We start from the raw sequence: 17701 nt of genomic DNA, 5'->3' as shown, positions 1-17701 counted from the left end.
TTGCGTTCAGGTGGCATAAAATCACGCGGCATTCATACCTGATTCAGATGTTTACGGAGCTTGCACACTCGCGGTCGGTGGACCGCGGAATACCCGCCATGTTCATCCCACAAGCCCGCGCCGCCCCCGCCGCCAACCAGGCGGAGCCGGCGATCCTGCTGGTCAACGACGACCCGGGCGCGCTGTTCGCCCTGCGCAGCGTGCTCGGCGACCTCGACGCCGACCTGGTCACCGCCAGCTCCGGTGAACAGGCCCTGCTGCGCCTGCTCAAGCAGGATTTTTGCGTCATCCTCATGGACGTCAAGATGGCCGGCCTGGACGGCTTCGAGACCGCGCGCCTGGTGCGCGCCCGGCCGCGCTCGCGCGCCACGCCGATCGTGTTCCAGACCTCGCACCGCGCGAGCGACCTCGATCGCAGCCTCGGCTTCGAAGTGGGCGCGAGCGACTACGTGTTCATGCCGACGGCGCCCGAAGTGCTTAAGGCCAAGGTGCAGGCCTTCGTCGATGATGCACCGGAGCGCCGTCCCGTCCGCGTCATGAGCGCCGCCGACCGGGGCGACGCGCCGGATGCCGGCATCGAGCGCCTGATCCTCGAGCACGCGGGCGACTACGTCGCGCTGCTCGACTCCGCCGGGGCCTGGCTGTACACCAGCCCCAGCTACCGCGCCGAGTTCGGCGCCGCCGTCGGCCCCGGTGCGCGCTACCTGGAAATCGTGCACGTGGACGACCGCGAGCGGGTGCGCGCCCTGGTCGAGCGCCCGCCGGCCGGCGAAACGCACTGGCGCCTGCAGTACCGCGTGCTGGGCCGCAGCGAGCGCCATTTCGAATCCGACGCCAGCCTGGTCCGCGCCCCAGACGGCGCCGTCTCGCAACTGGTGCTGATCTCGCGCGACATCACCGAGCGCAAGGAAATGGAAGCCTATGTGCTGCACCAGTCCTTCCACGACAGCCTGACCGGCCTGCCGAACCGGCTGCTGCTGCTCGACCGCCTGGGCCAGGCCACGGCCCAGCGCGAACGCCAGCGCGCCCAGGTCGCGGTGCTGTTCCTGGACCTAGACCATTTCAAGGAAGTCAACGACACCCTCGGCCACGCCGCCGGCGATCGCCTGCTGCAGGTGGTGGCCGAGCGCCTGGCCGCCAGCGTGCGCGAGGGCGATACGGTGGCGCGGGTCGGTGGCGACGAGTTCGTGGTGATGCTGGTCGAGCTGCACCAGCTGGCCGACGCCGCGCTGGTGGCCGAGAAGATCATCTCGGCCGTCTCGGAAACCTGCCAGATCGAGGGTAGCGAACTGCACGTCACGCCCAGCATCGGGATGGCGATCTTCCCCGGCGACGGCGCCGACCCCGACACGCTGCTGCGCAACGCCGACATCGCGATGTACCACGCCAAGCGCGACGGCGGCGCCCACTACTGTTTCTTCACGGCGCAGATGCAGGAGGTGGCCAGCCAGCGCCTGGCGCTCGGCAGCGCCCTGCACCGTGCGATCCGCGACGGCGAGTTCGTGATGCACTACCAGCCCAAGGTACACGCCGCCAGCGGCGCCATCATCGGCTTCGAAGCCCTGATCCGCTGGCCGCAGGCCGACGGCGCCTCGATCTCGCCCAGCCTGTTCATCCCGATCGCCGAGGAGACCGGACGCATCGACCCGATCGGCGCCTGGGCGATCGGCCAGGTGGCGGCCGAACTGCAGCGCTGGACCACGCTCGGCTTCGCCGACGTGCCGATCGCGGTCAATGTCTCGGCCCTGCAGTTCCGGCGCGAGGACGTCGCGCGCTGCCTCGGCGCGGCGGTGGACGCGGCGCAGATCCGGCCGGCCATGCTCGAGGTCGAGCTGACCGAATCGGGTGTGATGAGCAATCCGGCCCAGGCGATCGAAACGCTGCACCAGATCCACGCACTGGGCATGACGATCGCGATCGACGACTTCGGCACCGGCTACTCGTCGCTGGCCTACCTGAAGCGCTTCCCGATCGACAAGCTCAAGATCGACGCCTCGTTCGTGCGCGACATCGCCACCGACCCCAGCGACGCCGCCATCGTGCTGGCCATCATCGGCCTGGCCCACGTGCTCGACCTGACCGTGATTGCCGAAGGAGTCGAGACGCAAGAACAGGTGGCGTTCCTGGTGGCCCACGGCTGCGACGAGTTGCAGGGGAACTACTTCAGCGCCGCGGTTTCCAATGACGATGCGGTCGGCCTGCTCAGGCGCGGGCCGTTCTGCATCGAGACTAGTGGGGAGCACCATGACAACAGAACAGGTGGCGCCTGAGCGCCGCGTCGAAGCGCGCCGCGCGCCGGGCCGGCGGGCGCTCGACGCCGCCGCCCACGAACGTCGCGGCGGGCGTACCGGGGCCGGCATTGGCGCGGGCAGCGGCGTCGGAGTCACCGCGGCGCCGTCCCAGGCGCTGCTACTGGACGCGCTGATGGCCCTGCGCGCGGGCGACTTCAGCGTGCGCCTGCCGCACGACTGGACCGGCATCGACGGCAAGATCGCCGACGCCGTCAACGACATCGTCGCCACCCACGGCAAGCTGGCCGGCGCGGTCGAAACGGTCTCGGTGGCGGTCGGCCTCGAAGGCCGGCTGGGCCAGCGCATGATGCTCGACAAGACCGACGGCGCCTGGGGTGACGAGGTCAACGCCATCAACTCGATGATCGACAACCTGGTGCAGCCGGTGCGCGAAGTCGGCCGCGTGATCGGCGCCGTCGCGCGCGGCGTGCTCACCGAGAGCATGCTGCTCGAGATCGAGGGCCGCCCGCTGCGCGGCGAGTTCCTCAAGAACGCCAATACGATCAACACCATGCTCGACCAGCTCAACAACTTCTCGAGCGAGGTGTCGCGAGTGGCGCGCGAAGTCGGCACCGAGGGCAAGCTGGGCGGGCAGGCCCAGGTCGAGGGCGCCTCCGGCGTCTGGCGCGACCTCACCGACAACGTCAACCGCATGGCCAGCAACCTCACCGGCCAGGTGCGCAGTATCGCCGAGGTGACCACCGCCGTGGCCGAGGGCGACCTGTCACGCAAGATCACGGTGGACGTCAGCGGCGAGATCCTGCGCCTGAAGGACACCATCAACCTGATGGTCGACCAGCTGAACGGCTTCGTCGGCGAAGTCACGCGGGTGGCGCGCGAGGTCGGGACCGAGGGCAAGCTGGGCGGCCAGGCCGAGGTCAAGGACGTGGGCGGCGTGTGGAAGGACCTGACCGACAGCGTCAACGCCATGGCCAGCAACGTCACCGGGCAGGTGCGCAATATCGCCGAGGTGACCACCGCCGTGGCGCGCGGCGACCTGTCGCGCAAGATCACGGCCGACGCCCGCGGCGAGGTGCTCGAGCTGAAGAACACGGTCAACATCATGGTCGACCAGCTCAACGCCTTCTGCCGCGAGGTGACGCGGGTGGCGCGCGAGGTCGGCACCGAGGGCAAGCTGGGCGGCCAGGCCGAAGTCAAGGACGTGTCGGGCGTGTGGAAGGACCTGACCGACAGCGTCAACGCCATGGCCGGCAACCTGACTGTGCAGCTGCGCGACGTGTCGAAGGTGGCGACCGCCATCGCCAACGGCCACCTGGGACGCAAGATCACGGTCGAGGTGCAGGGCGAGATCCTGCAGATCAAGGACGTCATCAACGTGATGGTCGACCAGTTGAAGAGTTTTTCGGGCGAAGTCACGCGGGTGGCGGTCGAAGTCGGCACCGAGGGCCGGCTGGGCGGCCAGGCCGAGGTCGAGGGCGTGTCCGGCGTGTGGAAGAACCTGACCGACAGCGTCAACCTGATGGCCAGCAACCTCACCGACCAGGTGCGCAATATCGCCACCGTCACCACGGCGGTCGCCAACGGCGATCTGTCCAAGACCATCACGGTCGACGTGCACGGCGAGGTGCTGCAGCTCAAGCAGACCATCAACACCATGGTCGACCAGTTGCGCGGCTTCGCCGGTGAAGTCACGCGGGTGGCGCGCGAGGTCGGCACCGAGGGCCGCCTTGGGGGCCAGGCCTATGTGCCGGCGGTGGCCGGCGTGTGGAAGGACCTCACCGACAACGTCAACCTGATGGCCAGCAACCTGACCGGCCAGGTGCGCAATATCGCTACCGTCACCACCGCGGTGGCCAACGGCGACCTGTCGCGCAAGATCACGGTGGACGTGCAGGGCGAGATCCTGGAACTGAAGAACACCGTGAACATCATGGTCGACCAGCTCAATGCCTTCTGCGCCGAAGTCACGCGCGTCGCGCGCGAAGTCGGCACCGAGGGCCGGCTGGGCGGCCAGGCCCAGGTCAAGGGCGTCTCGGGCGTGTGGAAGGACCTCACCGACAACGTCAACCTGATGGCCGCCAACCTGACCGACCAGGTGCGCGGCATGGCCAAGGTGGTGACCGGGGTCGCCGTCGGCAACCTGAAGCAGAAGATGGTGGTGCCGGCCAAGGGCGAGGTTGCGGCGCTGGCCGACACCATCAACGACATGGTCGACACCCTGGCCACCTTCAGCGACCAGGTGACCCGGGTGGCGCGCGAGGTGGACGTCGAGGGCCGCCTGGGCGGCCAGGCGACCGTGCCCGGCGCCGCCGGCAGCTGGCGCGACCTGGTCGACAACGTCAACGAGCTGGCCGCCAACCTGTCGACCCAGGTGCGCGCGATCGGAGAAGTCGCCACCGCCGTGACCAAGGGCGACCTGGGACGCTCGATCGCGGTGGCGGCGCGCGGCGAGGTGGCCGACCTGAAGGACAACGTCAACCAGATGATCCGCAACCTCAAGCAGACCACCGAGCGCAACACCGAGCAGGACTGGCTCAAGACCAACCTGGCGCGCCTGAACCGCATGCTGCAGGGCCAGCGCGACATCATGACCGTGTCGCGCATGCTGCTGTCTGAGCTCGCCCCGCTGATCTCGGCCCAGCACGCGGTGCTGTACCTGATGCAGGCGCCGCGCCACGGCAAGGCGGCGCCGGGCGCCTCGGGCACCCTCTCCACGCTCACGCTGATGGCCAGCTACGGCTACCAGGAGCGCAAGAACCTGTCGCGCGAATGGCGCGTGGGCGAGGGCCTGGTGGGCCAGGCCGCCTTCGAGAAGCAGCGCATCCTGGTGGCCAACCTGCCGGACGACTACATCCAGATCGTGTCCGGGCTGGGCCAGGCCAGCCCGCGCAATATCGTGCTGCTGCCGATCCTGTTCGAGGGCCAGGTGAAGGCGGTGATCGAGCTGGCCTCGTTTGAAGCTTTCCAGGCCATCCACCTGATTTTCCTGGACCAGTTGTCGGACGGCCTGGGCATGGTGTTCAATTCGATCGAGACGGCATCCGGCACCGAAATGCTGCTGCGCCAGCAGGCGCAGAAGCTGGAGAACGAGTTCAAGTCGCAACAGACCGAACTGAAGGACATCAACGCCGAGCTGGAACGCAAGGCGCACCAGCTGGCCGACCAGAATACCGAAGTCGAAGCCAAGAACAGCCAGATCGAGGAAGCCCGGCGGAGCCTGCAGGAGAAGGCCGAGCAGCTGTCCCTGACCTCGCGCTACAAGTCCGAGTTTCTGGCGAATATGTCGCACGAGCTCAGGTCGCCCCTGAACAGCCTGCTCCTGCTGGCCGAGCAACTGCACCTGAACCGCGAGCAGAACCTGAGCGACAAGCAGATCGAGATGGTGAAGGTGATGTACTCATCGGGCCGCGACCTGCTGAACGTGATCAACGACATCCTCGACCTGTCGAAGATCGAGGCCGGCAGCGTCTCGCTCGACCTGGCCGATGTGGCGCCGGCCACACTGGCCGCCGAACTCGAGAAAAGCATGCGCTACCAGATCGAGGCCAAGGGGCTGGCGTTCCGGATCGACTTCGCGTCCGACCTGCCGCCGCTGCTGCGCACCGACGGCCAGCGCGTCAAGCAGTTGCTGACCAACCTGCTGTCCAACGCGCTGAAGTTCACCTCGAAGGGCAGCGTGACCCTGGCGGCGCGCATCGCCGGCAGCGGCTGGAAGCGCGACCAGCCGGCGCTGGAACATGCGCCGCGGGTGGTGGCTTTCAGCGTCACCGACACCGGCATCGGCATCCCGCTGGACAAGCGCCAGCTGATCTTCGAAGCCTTCCAGCAGGCCGACGCCAGCACCTCGCGGCGCTACGGCGGCACCGGCCTGGGCCTGGCGATCAGCCGCGAGATCGCGCGCCTGCTTGACGGCGACCTGAGCGTGGACAGCGAGGAAGGCGTGGGCAGCACCTTCACCTTCTACCTGCCGCAGCAGGCACCGGGAACCGCAGCGGCGAATGGCGACGCCATCCGCCAGCGCCTGAACCATCGTATCCGCAACGACGGCAGCAACAGCAACGGCGCGTCCGCCACCGAGGCCCCGCATCCGGCGCAGCGTCAGCGCCCCCCGCTGCTGCTGGTGATCGAGGACGACCCGGTGTTCACCCGCACGCTCCAGGACATGGCGCGCGAGCGCGGCTTCGACACGCTGGTCGCGGACAATGGCGAGGACGGCTTCGTGCTGGCCCAGCGCAACCGGCCGGATGCGATTACGCTCGACCTCGAACTACCCGATGCCGATGGCTGGGACATCGCCGACCGCCTCAAGGCCGACCATGCGACGCGCGCCATACCCGTGCACGTGATCTCGGTGCGCGACCGGCCCGGTCGCGGCGCGCGGCATGGCGTAGCCAGCTACACAACCAAGCCCGCCGACCTGGCCACCCTGGCCCAGGTCTTCGCCGACCTGACCGCCCAGCTGGCGCCGCCGATCCGGGTGCTGCTGCTGGTGGCCGACCACCGCGCCCGGCGCGAGGCGATTACCCAGGTGCTGGCCGGGCCCGGTCGGGCGCTCGACGTGGTGTCCGACGCCGCCGCGGCGCTGGCCGCGCTGGAGCAGCGCGCCTACCAGGGCATCGTGATCGACTTCGACCTGGCCGGCGCGAACGGTATCGATTTGCTGCGCAGGATGCGCGGCGATCCAGCCCTGGCGCACATCCCCGCCGTGCTGTACGCCGAGCGCGTGCTCGATCCCGCCACGCTCGCGCAGGTAGCCGAGCTGGATGCGGCGGTGCTCGGCCATGACGGGCAGTCGCTGGCCGAGAAGACGGGCGCGGTGTCGGCTTTCCTGGAGCGGATCAGGCAAGAGGTGGATGCGGCCGCACCCGCACCCGCCCCCGCCTCCGCCCCCGAGCCGGCCACGCGCCAGGAGGCGGCCGACGTCCTGCACGGCAAGCGCGCGCTGATCGTCGACGACGACGTGCGCAACCTGTTCGCGCTGACGGGGATGCTCGAGAATGCCGGGATGGAGGTCAATGCGGTCGAATCGGGCGAAGAAGCGCTCAGGCAGCTCGACACGCATCCGGAGATCGACATCGTCCTCATGGACATCATGATGCCGGACCTGGATGGTTACGAGACCACGCGGCGGATCCGCGCCGATCCCCGCTTCGCCCAGCTGCCGGTGATTGCGCTGACGGCCAAGGCGATGCTGGAGGACCGCGCCAAGTGCCTGGCGGCCGGGGCGTCGGATTATGCGTCGAAGCCGGTCGATAGCGGGCAGTTGCTGGCGCAGCTGGGGGTGTGGCTGGATCGGCAGGCGGCGGACGAGCGGTAAGCAGTCGCCGGGACGCTAGTGGAGCCAGGGCTTGCCCGGAGCGTCCGCGAGCAACGGCAAGGCTGGATGCGTACCGCGTCTTCCTTCTTGATATGAAGGTCATTTGCAGCAACCGGCGCCGTCCGCTTCAGGAAACGAGGCCATCGGCGACCGCTTCCCGCTCCAGGCTGTCGACCAGGACGCCGATCATCTCCTCCCCATGCGCGCGAATGGCGTCGGCATTCCACTCTGGACGCTGCATCATGAGGTATTGCTTGATACTGTCGATCTGGTTGTTGGCGTAATACTCCTTCTTTGCGGTGGGCATAAAGTTGCTGAGCCGCGAATTCTTGCTATGGCTGATCAGGCACAGGTTGCCGAAAGAGTCGACCGCGTCCGGCTCCAGAGGCGCCTGCCCCTCCTTCGGATTCTGCGGATAGTAGTGTTCCACGGAACTGCGGAATGTGAACTCGAACCCGCTCACGGCGTCGTTCGTCCGGTGTTTCAGCCAGAGCAGATAGTCGAGGTAGTTAAAGACCAGATTATTCTCGATGTGCCCGTACGCGAGGCGGCTAGCAATACGGTCGCTACCGGCGGCCTCGTCGCGGCCGCGTGCGCACTGGCCCTTGCGGCCATATACGATGTCGAAATACTCTGCCCGGTCGTCGCCGGCGAGGTAGCGGTCGAACACGAACGCCCTGGAGACCGACTCCAGATAGTCGAGGTATGACTTTTCCTGCACTTGCTGCGCGTCATACAGGTGCTTGAGCGCGGCGTTCAGCCAGTGCTTGTAGACGCGCGTCGGTGTCGAGACATGGAACGCGGACAAGAGCATGAGGATGCGCCTGTTGTCTCCCCTGTCCGCCCCCGCGCCCTCGTCATCGGCGCCGAACGTGTTCACGTAGCTTGTCCGGCCGGCGCCATGGCGGTCAACCGCAGCATTCCACTTCAAGCGCTTGAGGCTCCAGCCATCCGTCCCTTTCGCGAATTCGCGCTTGACCACGTAGTGGTCGAACAGGTACTTGCAGCGCAGCAGGGCAAAGACGAATTCCCTGATCTTCGCGGCAGGTTCGTCCGCGTTGAATACCTGGGTGTCGAATTCGGCGATCAGGGCCTTGTCGTCGAGCGGGACGTTTTTCCCGGTCATGACGCGCAGTACGTGCAGCAGGAAGTTAGGAAAATTGATCACGGCGTGGAAGCGCTCGGGGGCCTCCTCCCCCTTGGGCTCCGCCTTGCCACCCGCGCCTGCCGCCGGCCTGGACGGCTCGAGGATCTGGTCGAGCGTCAGCGCGGTGCTGCCGGCGCCAATTCCCGTCGCCGGCAGCGCCAGTGCATCGCGCAGTTGGGTAAAGTCGGTCGGCTGGAAGCGGCCCCAGTCGCCAGCTCCGAAGATCGCGTCGCGCTGCGTCGGCGTGAAGCCCATCTGGACGTAGCGCTCCATATTGGCGCAAGCCTCCCATACGACGTGCAGGCAATGCCGGCTTCGCTCGGGTTCGGCGTCGTCACGCAAGGCCTCCATCATGCGCGCTTTCAGGACTTCGTGTTTCTCCAGCTGCTCGCCGCGGCTATTCATGATCTCGAAATAATGGTTGAGGTCCGTCTGCTGCGGTACGCACACCCGCATCAAGACCACGTTCTCAAGCAGGTAGCGGGTAAACTCGTGCCGGTCGACACCGTTCTCCTTGAGTTTGCGTGGAAGGATCTTCTGGATCAGCTGGTAGCCGTTGGTGATCGACGTGTTGGTGTCCTGCGCCGCCAGGAAACCTTTCGGCACGGGTTCAAGCGCCCCCGCGAAGATGGCCGCAAAGGTTTTCTGGGAACGCTCGCGGCTCTCGAAGCGGATGCGTGGAGCGTCATACCAGGCCAGGCCGGGCTCGCCGCTGTTCTTCAGATGGGACAGGAGCAGGGACAAGGTCGTCAGTCTCTGCTGGCCATCGATGGTTTCGTAAGCGGTGCTGCCGGTGTGCTGGCGTTCGAACACGACCAGGGTGCCGATATAGTAGTGTTGCGGCGCGGCCCCGTCCTGCGGCAGGTAATCGATCACGTCCTGGATCAACTGGGTGATCTCGGCTTCGTCCCACGCGTAATTTCGCTGATACACGGGGATCACGTAGTGCACGCTCTCGCCCAACAGTTCCCTGATCGACAGCTGGCAAATCTGTTCGCTCATGCCGCGTACCTCATGTCCTTGAAGAGTTGGTTGATTTCCTTCGTGTTGCTCGAGCGGATCCGCTCGACCACGGGCAAGCTGCGGTTGAGGAAATCGGCGGGCAGGATGGCGTCGCCCAGCACCCTGAACAGGTTGTTGTCGAGCACGTAGTTATCCACGGTAGCGAGCTGTACCGACTCCATCTGGAGGCGGACCGTATAAGCCCAGATAAAAATCTTTTCGATCGCACGCGAGATGTCTGCAAAACCGAACTTGTCGATGTAACAGATCAGTAGGCAATCGAACATCGTACGCACGAAACCGTCCCCGGTCCGGCGCCTGCCCCCATAGCTGTCGATGCTCTCGACGATGCGGTTGGCGAGAACGCCCAGCGAACCGGCGTCGGCGAGCTTGCGAACCTCGCCGAGTTTGCCGCGGATCGATGCGATCCGTTCCTGATAATGCGCCGTCATCTCGAAGAACCGGCGCCCGTTGACGATCGTCTGGTCCAGGCGGAACGGGAACGCCATGTCGCGGCCGTCGATCTTGCGTTCGAACTGCCGGTTGTAGGCGTCGACGAAGTGATGCACGATGCGCAGCTGCTCGGCATGCGGATAGGCCGCCATCGTGTCGAGATTGACTCCCTTGAACAGATGAGTATCGTCCTTGCCGAAATAGCGGGCTGAGCGCCCTTTCGACCAGTTGCGCATGCGGTAGAGATAGCGCCCGAACAGCTCGGCAAGCTCCTCGCTTTCGGTGTTTTCCCAGCGCGCCACGGTGTTCGCCTTGACTTGCTCGTCCTCGTCGAACTCACGCAGGTGGTAGGCCTTGAGCAGGTCATGGGGTTCGAGATCGCGTCCACGCGCGTTCTGCGAATCGAAGAACTGGAAAGCCTCCGAGATGTCGGTCAGTTCGAACACGACGACCTGGGCTCGGTTCAGCAGGAAGCCGATCAGTTCCTCGCTGAAGTCGGGCCTTTCCACGAAGCGCGAAATCGCGAGGTAGTTGTTGCGGATGTTCGCCTGCGATATCTCGCTCTCGAAGCTCGGCTGGATCATGCCCGCGCCGAGGCTGCGCAACTGTTCCTTCAGGTCGGGACGCATGAGCCCCGCCATCCGCAGCTTGACCAGCGCCCTGATCGTCAGCAGCAATGTAATGATGCGCTGCTGGCCATCGACGACGTTCAGGCTCCCGCCTTCCCGATGGAGCACAATGGTACCGAGCCGGTAGGACGGCTTGTCCTTGTGGGTCGCGATATCGTCAAACAGTTGCTGGACGTTCTTGCCCGTCCATTTATAGGGGCGCTGGTAAGCCGGGATCGCCAGCGATGTCAGCGACAGCAGTGCCCCAATACTGATGACGTCGTGTTCCAGTGGCGCCCGCTGCGCGACGTGGTCGGTTTCGTTCTTCATCGTCCCATCTTCTTCGTTGTCGGAGGTGCACTCAGCCGAGCGCCGCTTTTGCGCCCAGGACCGCATGCAAGGCGATGTCGACGTCGAGCCCCTCCATCAGCAGGCTGACCATCTCTTCCCTGTCGTCCTGGCTGAAATCCTTGTAGCTATCCCGGTGCTCGCGGAAATGCGCGAACAGCAGCTCGCGTGCCTCGGGCTCCTTGCGACGCTTGAGCGGCGTGGCGGCCTTGATCGAACGCGACACGTAAGCATCCAGGACCGGTTGCGCCGCCGACCAGTCGAATGCGGCCACTTCACGCATTTGCTGCAGCCAGTTCCCCTTGAAGCCGCCGCCCGGTTCCTCCTTACCCTTGTTCACAGCGAGACACGCCAGATTCGGATACCCGTTCTCCGCGCAAAAATTTTCGACAAACAGGAGCTTCATGCCGATACCGATCGGTACCGCCCGTTCGACTTCCTTATCTTCCGGGAACATCGTGCGGGCCCGATCGAGCAGGTCTCCATAGAAAATCGATTTCCCGGGGTAGCTTGAGGCGTATTGCACGAGCACTGCATAAAGCCTGGTCCCGACGTTGATGTCGTTGAACGTAAATGCGCGTGGCAAGGGGGTGTTGGGGGCAGTCGTCATGATGTCGTCGGGCTCGCTCGTTGTATGCAGGGGTAGATAGTACGGGGCGGTCGCGACGGATCGTGTCGCATTCAATGCCTTGCGCACACGAAAGCTTCATTGGAGAAACAACTATACCAAAAAAGGATTGCCCTATAAATAAGTCACCGCTACTTAACCTTGGACCTCGGCACTGGCACGTTTGACCGGATAACAAAAGATTGCTAAAAATAAACTTTCTTTATATTATTGAACGGCAGAAATCCGAACACGGGTCGCGGATGCCCGTTTCACCCCTCTGAACAGCTGCGCCTGGACGCATCGCCCGCTCTCCTTACCTCATAAACGAATGACCATGGACACCAATTCCGGCCTCGACTCTACCCTTGCCGACAATCTCGCTCGCCTCGTCCAGCACGAGAGGTTTGTCAGCCTTGGGCAGGAACTGAACCGATTTACCCCTTTCCGGGTGTTGCGCGTCGAGCGCTACGAGCTTCGCCATACGAATACCTTGGCCTGGCTGCTCGACCCTTGCGGATCGCACGGCATGGGCCACAGCTTCCTGGACTGCTTCCTGAAGCTGGTCCTCGGTGCGGATGCGCCGCTCGCATCGCCGCTGGTCGAAGTTCGCACCGAGCTGGTCCTGAACGCAAGAGGCGCACTTGTCGAAGACGACGACCCGACCGGCGAGGACGTCAACACGAGAGACCGCCTCGACATCCTGGTCGAAGCCCGTAATTCCGACGGACGCCCCTGGGTGCTTGCGATCGAGGCCAAGATCGACAGTCAGGAAGGGAAGGCGCAACTGGAGCGTTATGATGCTGCCCTGGGCCGCCTGTTCCCGGAGGCCGAGGTGGTCAAGTGCTACCTCACGCTCGGCCCGAGCGAAACAGTCAGCAGCCAGGATTGGCAGCCCGTCTATTGGGGAGAGCAAGTCGGCAGCGCCCTGCGCGAGGCGCTCGGCAGGCACGACGGACTCGACCAGCGCGTCCGCGACTTCCTCAACGATTACCAGGAGCTGATCAATGCCCTGTCCGGCCAGGGAGTTGCCGGGCCAGGCAAGGCGGCAGAGCTTGCGAACAACGTGGACTTCGCGCCTGCGCTGCGCGTCCTTAACAAGCGGCTCAAGGAATTGGTTGCGGTGCACAGTTGGGATGCCGTACCCTGGGCCGGGATCTATCGCCAGCACAAGGCGGCGCTCGACGCGTGTCGCAGGGCAGTGCGCGAAAGGGGCGCCATCCTGGTCAGGGACGTCATCGACCAGATCCTGGACGCGACCGCATGGGAACATCTCACTACTTCGAGCAGCAAGACCCTCCGGGTACGCTTCGTACCACGTAGCTGGGCTGCCGTGGACGGGCTCAATGCCGGTGAAAAATGGAATCTGTTCTACCAGGCCGAATTCCGCAAGACCCAGGGAGACATCGAAATCAAGCTGTACGTTGCGCCTCCAGGTGATCCAACGGTGCAAAAAGCCCTGCTGCAGCGCCTTTTCGGTGACACGCTGCAATTGCGCCCTGCAGATTGGCTGGAACCGGATCCGAGAGAGCTGAGGAACTTCGTCTTGGGCTCGGGTTTGTCCTTCAAGCTCTACAGGCAATTCGTCGACTGGGAAGAGCAGTGGGATGGCGCCTTGTCGGTGACCCAGTTGGACCAGGTCAAGAAACAGTTCACGGAGGCTGTCACGCGTCATACCGGGGCGCTGCTTGGGCTCCGCACATTCCCTGCCGTGTAACAGCGCAGGCGCCGCTGGACGTGGAGTAAGCGCTGCCAGCGGCCTTGCCGCTCCGAACAGCCCCTTCTCGATGCGTTCGATACGCTCGACAATTGCACCCTCACCGACCTGGTCCTCCAGATGTAATCGCTAGTTCACAGAAGTCACCGCAGGACATGCCGCCCCGGATCATCCCGAACAAATCTGGCAGCTGCTCGACTACGTGTCAGTAGACTATCGAAGTGCCGTCGCCGATGGCCAGGTCATCAGCGCCACCGAATACGCGGAGATGATCGATTTTACCGATAGCGCCCGCACCCAGCTCGCCGCGCTACAGGCAACGCCTTCCAGGGACAGGGCCATCGGCGCGGTTGATGCCCTGCGCGCCGCGATCAGGCGCCGCGATGCCCCGGTCCTGGTTGCAAGCCTCGCCCAGGAAGCGGGCGACTTGCTGGCGGCCGCTCCACGCGGGATGGATCAGTGCGCGCTGCTGGCCGGTGCGCTGACATGGGCAGCAGCAACCCACGCGGTCGCGATCAGCGGCGCGAGTCGGCAGGTCGTGGAAGGTTGTGTCTCCCTGATGGGAGCGGCTATCCTGGTCGGCGTTGGCCTGTGGATGCATCAAAAGAGCACCGCCGGCCAGTGGCAGCTGTACCTGGAAGACAAGCTTGCAGTCGCCCTGGATCGTCGCTCGGCCTGGGGGCTATTCGCGCTGGCCTTTGTTGCCGTCTACCGGGAAGTGTTTGAGACGGCGTTGTTCTACTCCGCGCTCGCTGTCGATGGCAGTAGTGGCGCGCTGGCATCCGGCTTTATCGCCGCGGTCAGCCTGCTGGCTGTCATCGCATGGGTACTGCTGCGCACGAGTGCCCGCTCGCCGCTGGCGGAGTTTTCCAGCTCAATGATCAACGGATGAGCTAAGAAACTAATAATCATGACTCTTCTTCGCAGATGAACCTATCGATACCACGACGAATCCCCTTTGTTTGGCAATGCTCGGCTACAGGCAGGACAGCCTTAGTATTCTTCACATCCGTCCGAAGACGCTAACTGTAGCGAAGCAAGTGGAGCACAGCACTAAAATGGTCATATTTATTAGAGCAGTTCGGAGATCTTATCTGCGTGTGTAAACGAATTTTATGGGTCGCGATCCAACTCGAAAAATATTTCCGGAGCTCTCGTCATATTGAAGATGGCAGTGCACCAAAATGTATTCATGTGTTCCCGGCGCGAAATCATACGCAGTATCAAGCCTACTCCATCGCATGTTAATTGCTTCATTCGGTTGCAATGGACTGAAATAATCTTTTGTGTAGGGGCCCCGCTTATAAATCGGCCCGATGTATTTCACCCTTTTATCTCCATTCAAGATTTCGAATTCGTCATCCATAAGCGGCTGAGCCTCATACGCCATAGAGCCACGCAAACCAAAACCGTTGACTCCCTCCATAACAAGCACAGGAGTATCGCCTCGGTTGGCGAACAAAAGTCTCGAAGTGATCACGTTGCCTATTATCTGGATACGTGGCCTGACATCGACTGGGTAGAAATCTGGTATTTCATTACCCCCACAAGGCTTTCCAGATGAACTTGCTGGAAAAGCAATTGAGAAAATAAATATAAAAACAGCGAGATAATAAAATTCTCGATGACAAAGATGCAATTCTCTTTGACTCGTATGATTACGACCCGAAGAATCAGTTTTCATCATTTATCCTTACTTCTGTTTTTCTGTCTTAGTTAATGAGGCAGACCTGTGTCCTCAAGATAATATTTAAAAGAATCTGCATGGTACAACGCTTTATCGGGAGGCAGCATCTACACATTCTCTCGTCCATATATGGTTATATGGTGCCCAGAATGCGCCCTTTGGAATGGGTAGCAGGCTTCCCAGTTGACGAATCGAGATATCCATCTAAAGTATGGTTGATAGAGGAAATTGATGTTCCTCGGCCCACGCCGCGAACGTTTCTTCCTCCCGCCGCTTCAAGGCATCAGCACTCTTGTGTCAAGCGGGCGAGCGCCCTGCCGCCACCGAACGCTTCACCTCCGCAAGCAGCTCTCGCGCTTCGTTGAGTTTGATACCACCCGGCCCATAACGCCCAAGCACCAGGGTCTCCTGCCTGCCGTTTGATGGTGTAGTTGTAGCGGAATGAAACACTCCCCGATTTCAGCACATAGACATACAAGCCATCCCGGTAGCGACCCTGTACGGCATGTCTTTCGGTTTCGGATTGCGCATGGCTACGTCTGTCAGCATGGGACACCCGATACCATGATTGAAGAAAGTCGTTTATAGAGCTTTTTCTTCAATAAAATCAGCTACTTTACGGCGTCTGATATCATGGTTGAGTAACGAGGAGGAACATGGCACTTCGACTGCCGATCATAGAGCGTCTGCACGATACCATGTCCGATACCATCAAATTCTGCTGCTTTAGTTCGCGCATCCCTGCCTGACTTCGCCAACCCAAAAGCAAAAAAACCCCTGAAAATCAGGGGCTTCGTTCACTTCAATTGCCTGAGCTCGCAAGCTCCTGCCGAGTCGGGAATCACTCCCACTCGATCGTCGCCGGCGGCTTACCCGAAATGTCATACACGACGCGATTCAAACCACGCACTTCATTGATGATGCGATTGCTCACCTTGCCCAGCAACGAATGCGGCAAATGCGCCCACTGCGCCGTCATGAAGTCCAGCGTCTGTACCGCGCGCAGCGCAACCACATACTCATAAGTACGCCCATCGCCCATCACACCCACCGACTTCACCGGAAGGAACACCGCAAACGCCTGGCTGGTCGCCTCATACCAGTTCACAGGCGCCTTGCCTGCATCGATCCCCGGCACCTGCGGCACTTCGAACGGCGTATTGCGCAGCTCTTCGATGAAGATCGCATCCGCCTCGCGCAGCAGATCGGCATACTCCTTCTTCACCTCGCCCAGGATACGCACCCCCAGGCCAGGACCCGGGAACGGATGACGATAGACCATGTCATGCGGTAGCCCCAGCGCGACACCCAACTTGCGCACCTCGTCCTTGAACAACTCGCGCAGCGGCTCGAGCAGTTTCAGGTTGAGGGTCTCAGGCAGTCCACCCACATTGTGGTGGCTCTTGATAGTCTGGCCCTTCTTGCCTTTGCCGGCCGACTCGATCACGTCCGGATAGATCGTGCCCTGCGCCAGCCACTTGGCATTGGAGAGCTTGCCCGCCTCGACCTGGAACACCTCGACGAATTCGCGTCCAATGATCTTGCGCTTCTGCTCAGGATCGGTCACACCAGCCAGGTGGCCCATGAACTGCGCCTCGGCATCGATACGCACGACTTTCACGCCCAAGTTCTTGGAGAACATGTCCATGACCATCTTGCCTTCGTCCTTGCGCAGCAGGCCGTGGTCGACGAACACGCAGGTCAGCTGATCGCCGATCGCGCGGTGGATCAGCGCAGCGGCAACGCTCGAATCGACGCCGCCCGACAGGCCAAGAATGACTTCATCGGTGCCGACCTGTTCGCGGATCTTGGCGACGGCTTCGCCGATGTAATCCGGCATATTCCAGTCCGATTTGCAACCGCAGATCTCGTGTACGAAGCGGCCGATGATGGCTTCGCCCTGGGTCGTGTGCGTCACTTCCGGGTGGAACTGCAGCGCGTAGAAGCGGCGCTCTTCGTCGGCCATGGCGGCGATCGGGCAGCTGTCGGTCGAACCCATCAGCTTGAAGCCTTCCGGCATGTCCAGGACCTTGTCGCCGTGGCTCATCCAGACCTTCAGCATGCCGTGGCCTTCGTCGGTCACGAAGTCGTTGATGCCGTTCAGCAGCGCGGTGTGATTGCGGGCGCGCACTTCGGCGTAGCCGAATTCGCGCTTCAGGCCGTTCTCGACCTTGCCGCCCAGCTGGGCCGCCATGGTCTGCATGCCGTAGCAGATGCCCAGCACTGGCACGCCGGCTTCGAACACCGCCTGCGGCGCGCGCGGCGAATCGCCTTCGAGCGTCGAGTTGTGGCTGCCCGACAGGATGATGCCCGAGGCGCCGTATTCGCGGACGAACTCGTCGCTGACGTCATAGGGGAAGACTTCGGAGAACACGCCGGCGTCGCGCACGCGGCGCGCGATCAGCTGGGTAACCTGGGAGCCGAAATCGAGGATGAGGATTTTGGAATGCATGGGATGCGTCTATGGTGAGGAATTCGTGGAGAGGAATTCGGTAGGGTGGAAGGCTCCGCCTTCCACGCGTCCACGCAACGCGAGCGATGGTTGAACGCGTGGACGGCAAGC

General features: G+C 63.0%; 9 protein-coding genes. 4 read left to right on the top strand and 5 right to left on the bottom strand.

Annotation, left to right across the window (positions count from 1 at the left end; all coding sequences use genetic code 11):
• Positions 1–98 precede the first annotated feature (98 nt).
• Both FVD38_RS17980 and FVD38_RS17975 read left to right on the top strand, forming a co-directional pair.
• A complete protein-coding gene (locus FVD38_RS17980) occupies positions 99–2270 on the top strand; it encodes a putative bifunctional diguanylate cyclase/phosphodiesterase (RefSeq protein ID WP_147936088.1) in 2172 nt (723 codons plus the stop codon).
• The gene (locus tag FVD38_RS17975) at positions 2245–7569 is read left to right on the top strand and encodes a hybrid sensor histidine kinase/response regulator (RefSeq protein ID WP_187271641.1); all 5325 of its coding nucleotides are present in this window, start codon (positions 2245–2247) and stop codon (positions 7567–7569) included. The genes FVD38_RS17980 and FVD38_RS17975 overlap by 26 nt, the downstream gene beginning before the upstream one ends.
• Before the next feature lie 127 nt (positions 7570–7696).
• Here the strand turns inward: FVD38_RS17975 and FVD38_RS17970 are convergent, their stop codons facing one another.
• The 3 genes from FVD38_RS17970 to FVD38_RS17960 are packed head-to-tail and all read right to left on the bottom strand — an operon-like array spanning position 7697 to position 11737.
• The gene (locus FVD38_RS17970) at positions 7697–9718 is read right to left on the bottom strand and encodes a DUF262 domain-containing protein (protein WP_147936087.1); all 2022 of its coding nucleotides are present in this window, start codon (positions 9716–9718) and stop codon (positions 7697–7699) included.
• Positions 9715–11109, bottom strand: a complete 1395-nt coding sequence (locus FVD38_RS17965) for a DUF262 domain-containing protein (protein WP_147936086.1) — start codon at positions 11107–11109, stop codon at positions 9715–9717. The genes FVD38_RS17970 and FVD38_RS17965 overlap by 4 nt, the downstream gene beginning before the upstream one ends.
• Before the next feature lie 31 nt (positions 11110–11140).
• A complete protein-coding gene (locus FVD38_RS17960; RefSeq protein WP_147936085.1) occupies positions 11141–11737 on the bottom strand; it encodes a hypothetical protein in 597 nt (198 codons plus the stop codon).
• 334 nt (positions 11738–12071) lie between these two features.
• Between FVD38_RS17960 and FVD38_RS17955 the strand changes: the two genes are divergently transcribed.
• On the top strand, positions 12072–13451 hold the full coding sequence (locus FVD38_RS17955; protein WP_187271640.1) for a PDDEXK-like family protein: 1380 nt from the start codon (positions 12072–12074) through the stop codon (positions 13449–13451).
• 181 nt (positions 13452–13632) lie between these two features.
• Positions 13633–14343, top strand: a complete 711-nt coding sequence (locus tag FVD38_RS17950) for an FTR1 family protein (protein ID WP_502572594.1) — start codon at positions 13633–13635, stop codon at positions 14341–14343.
• A gap of 198 nt (positions 14344–14541) precedes the next feature.
• Here the strand turns inward: FVD38_RS17950 and FVD38_RS17945 are convergent, their stop codons facing one another.
• Both FVD38_RS17945 and guaA read right to left on the bottom strand, forming a co-directional pair.
• Positions 14542–15138: a hypothetical protein gene (locus tag FVD38_RS17945; protein ID WP_147936083.1), complete on the bottom strand. Its 597-nt coding sequence runs from the start codon at positions 15136–15138 to the stop codon at positions 14542–14544.
• Positions 15139–15979: 841 nt separating this feature from the next.
• Positions 15980–17590 (bottom strand): glutamine-hydrolyzing GMP synthase, encoded by a 1611-nt coding sequence (guaA, locus tag FVD38_RS17940; protein ID WP_147936082.1) that lies wholly within the window; start codon positions 17588–17590, stop codon positions 15980–15982.
• Positions 17591–17701 lie beyond the last annotated feature (111 nt).

The organism is Massilia arenae (assembly GCF_008014745.1).
In the GTDB taxonomy this organism is placed as follows: Bacteria; Pseudomonadota; Gammaproteobacteria; order Burkholderiales; family Burkholderiaceae_D; genus Telluria; species Telluria arenae.
Note: the sequence above shows the minus strand (reverse complement) of the source record. Positions and strands in the feature narration are given on the sequence as shown.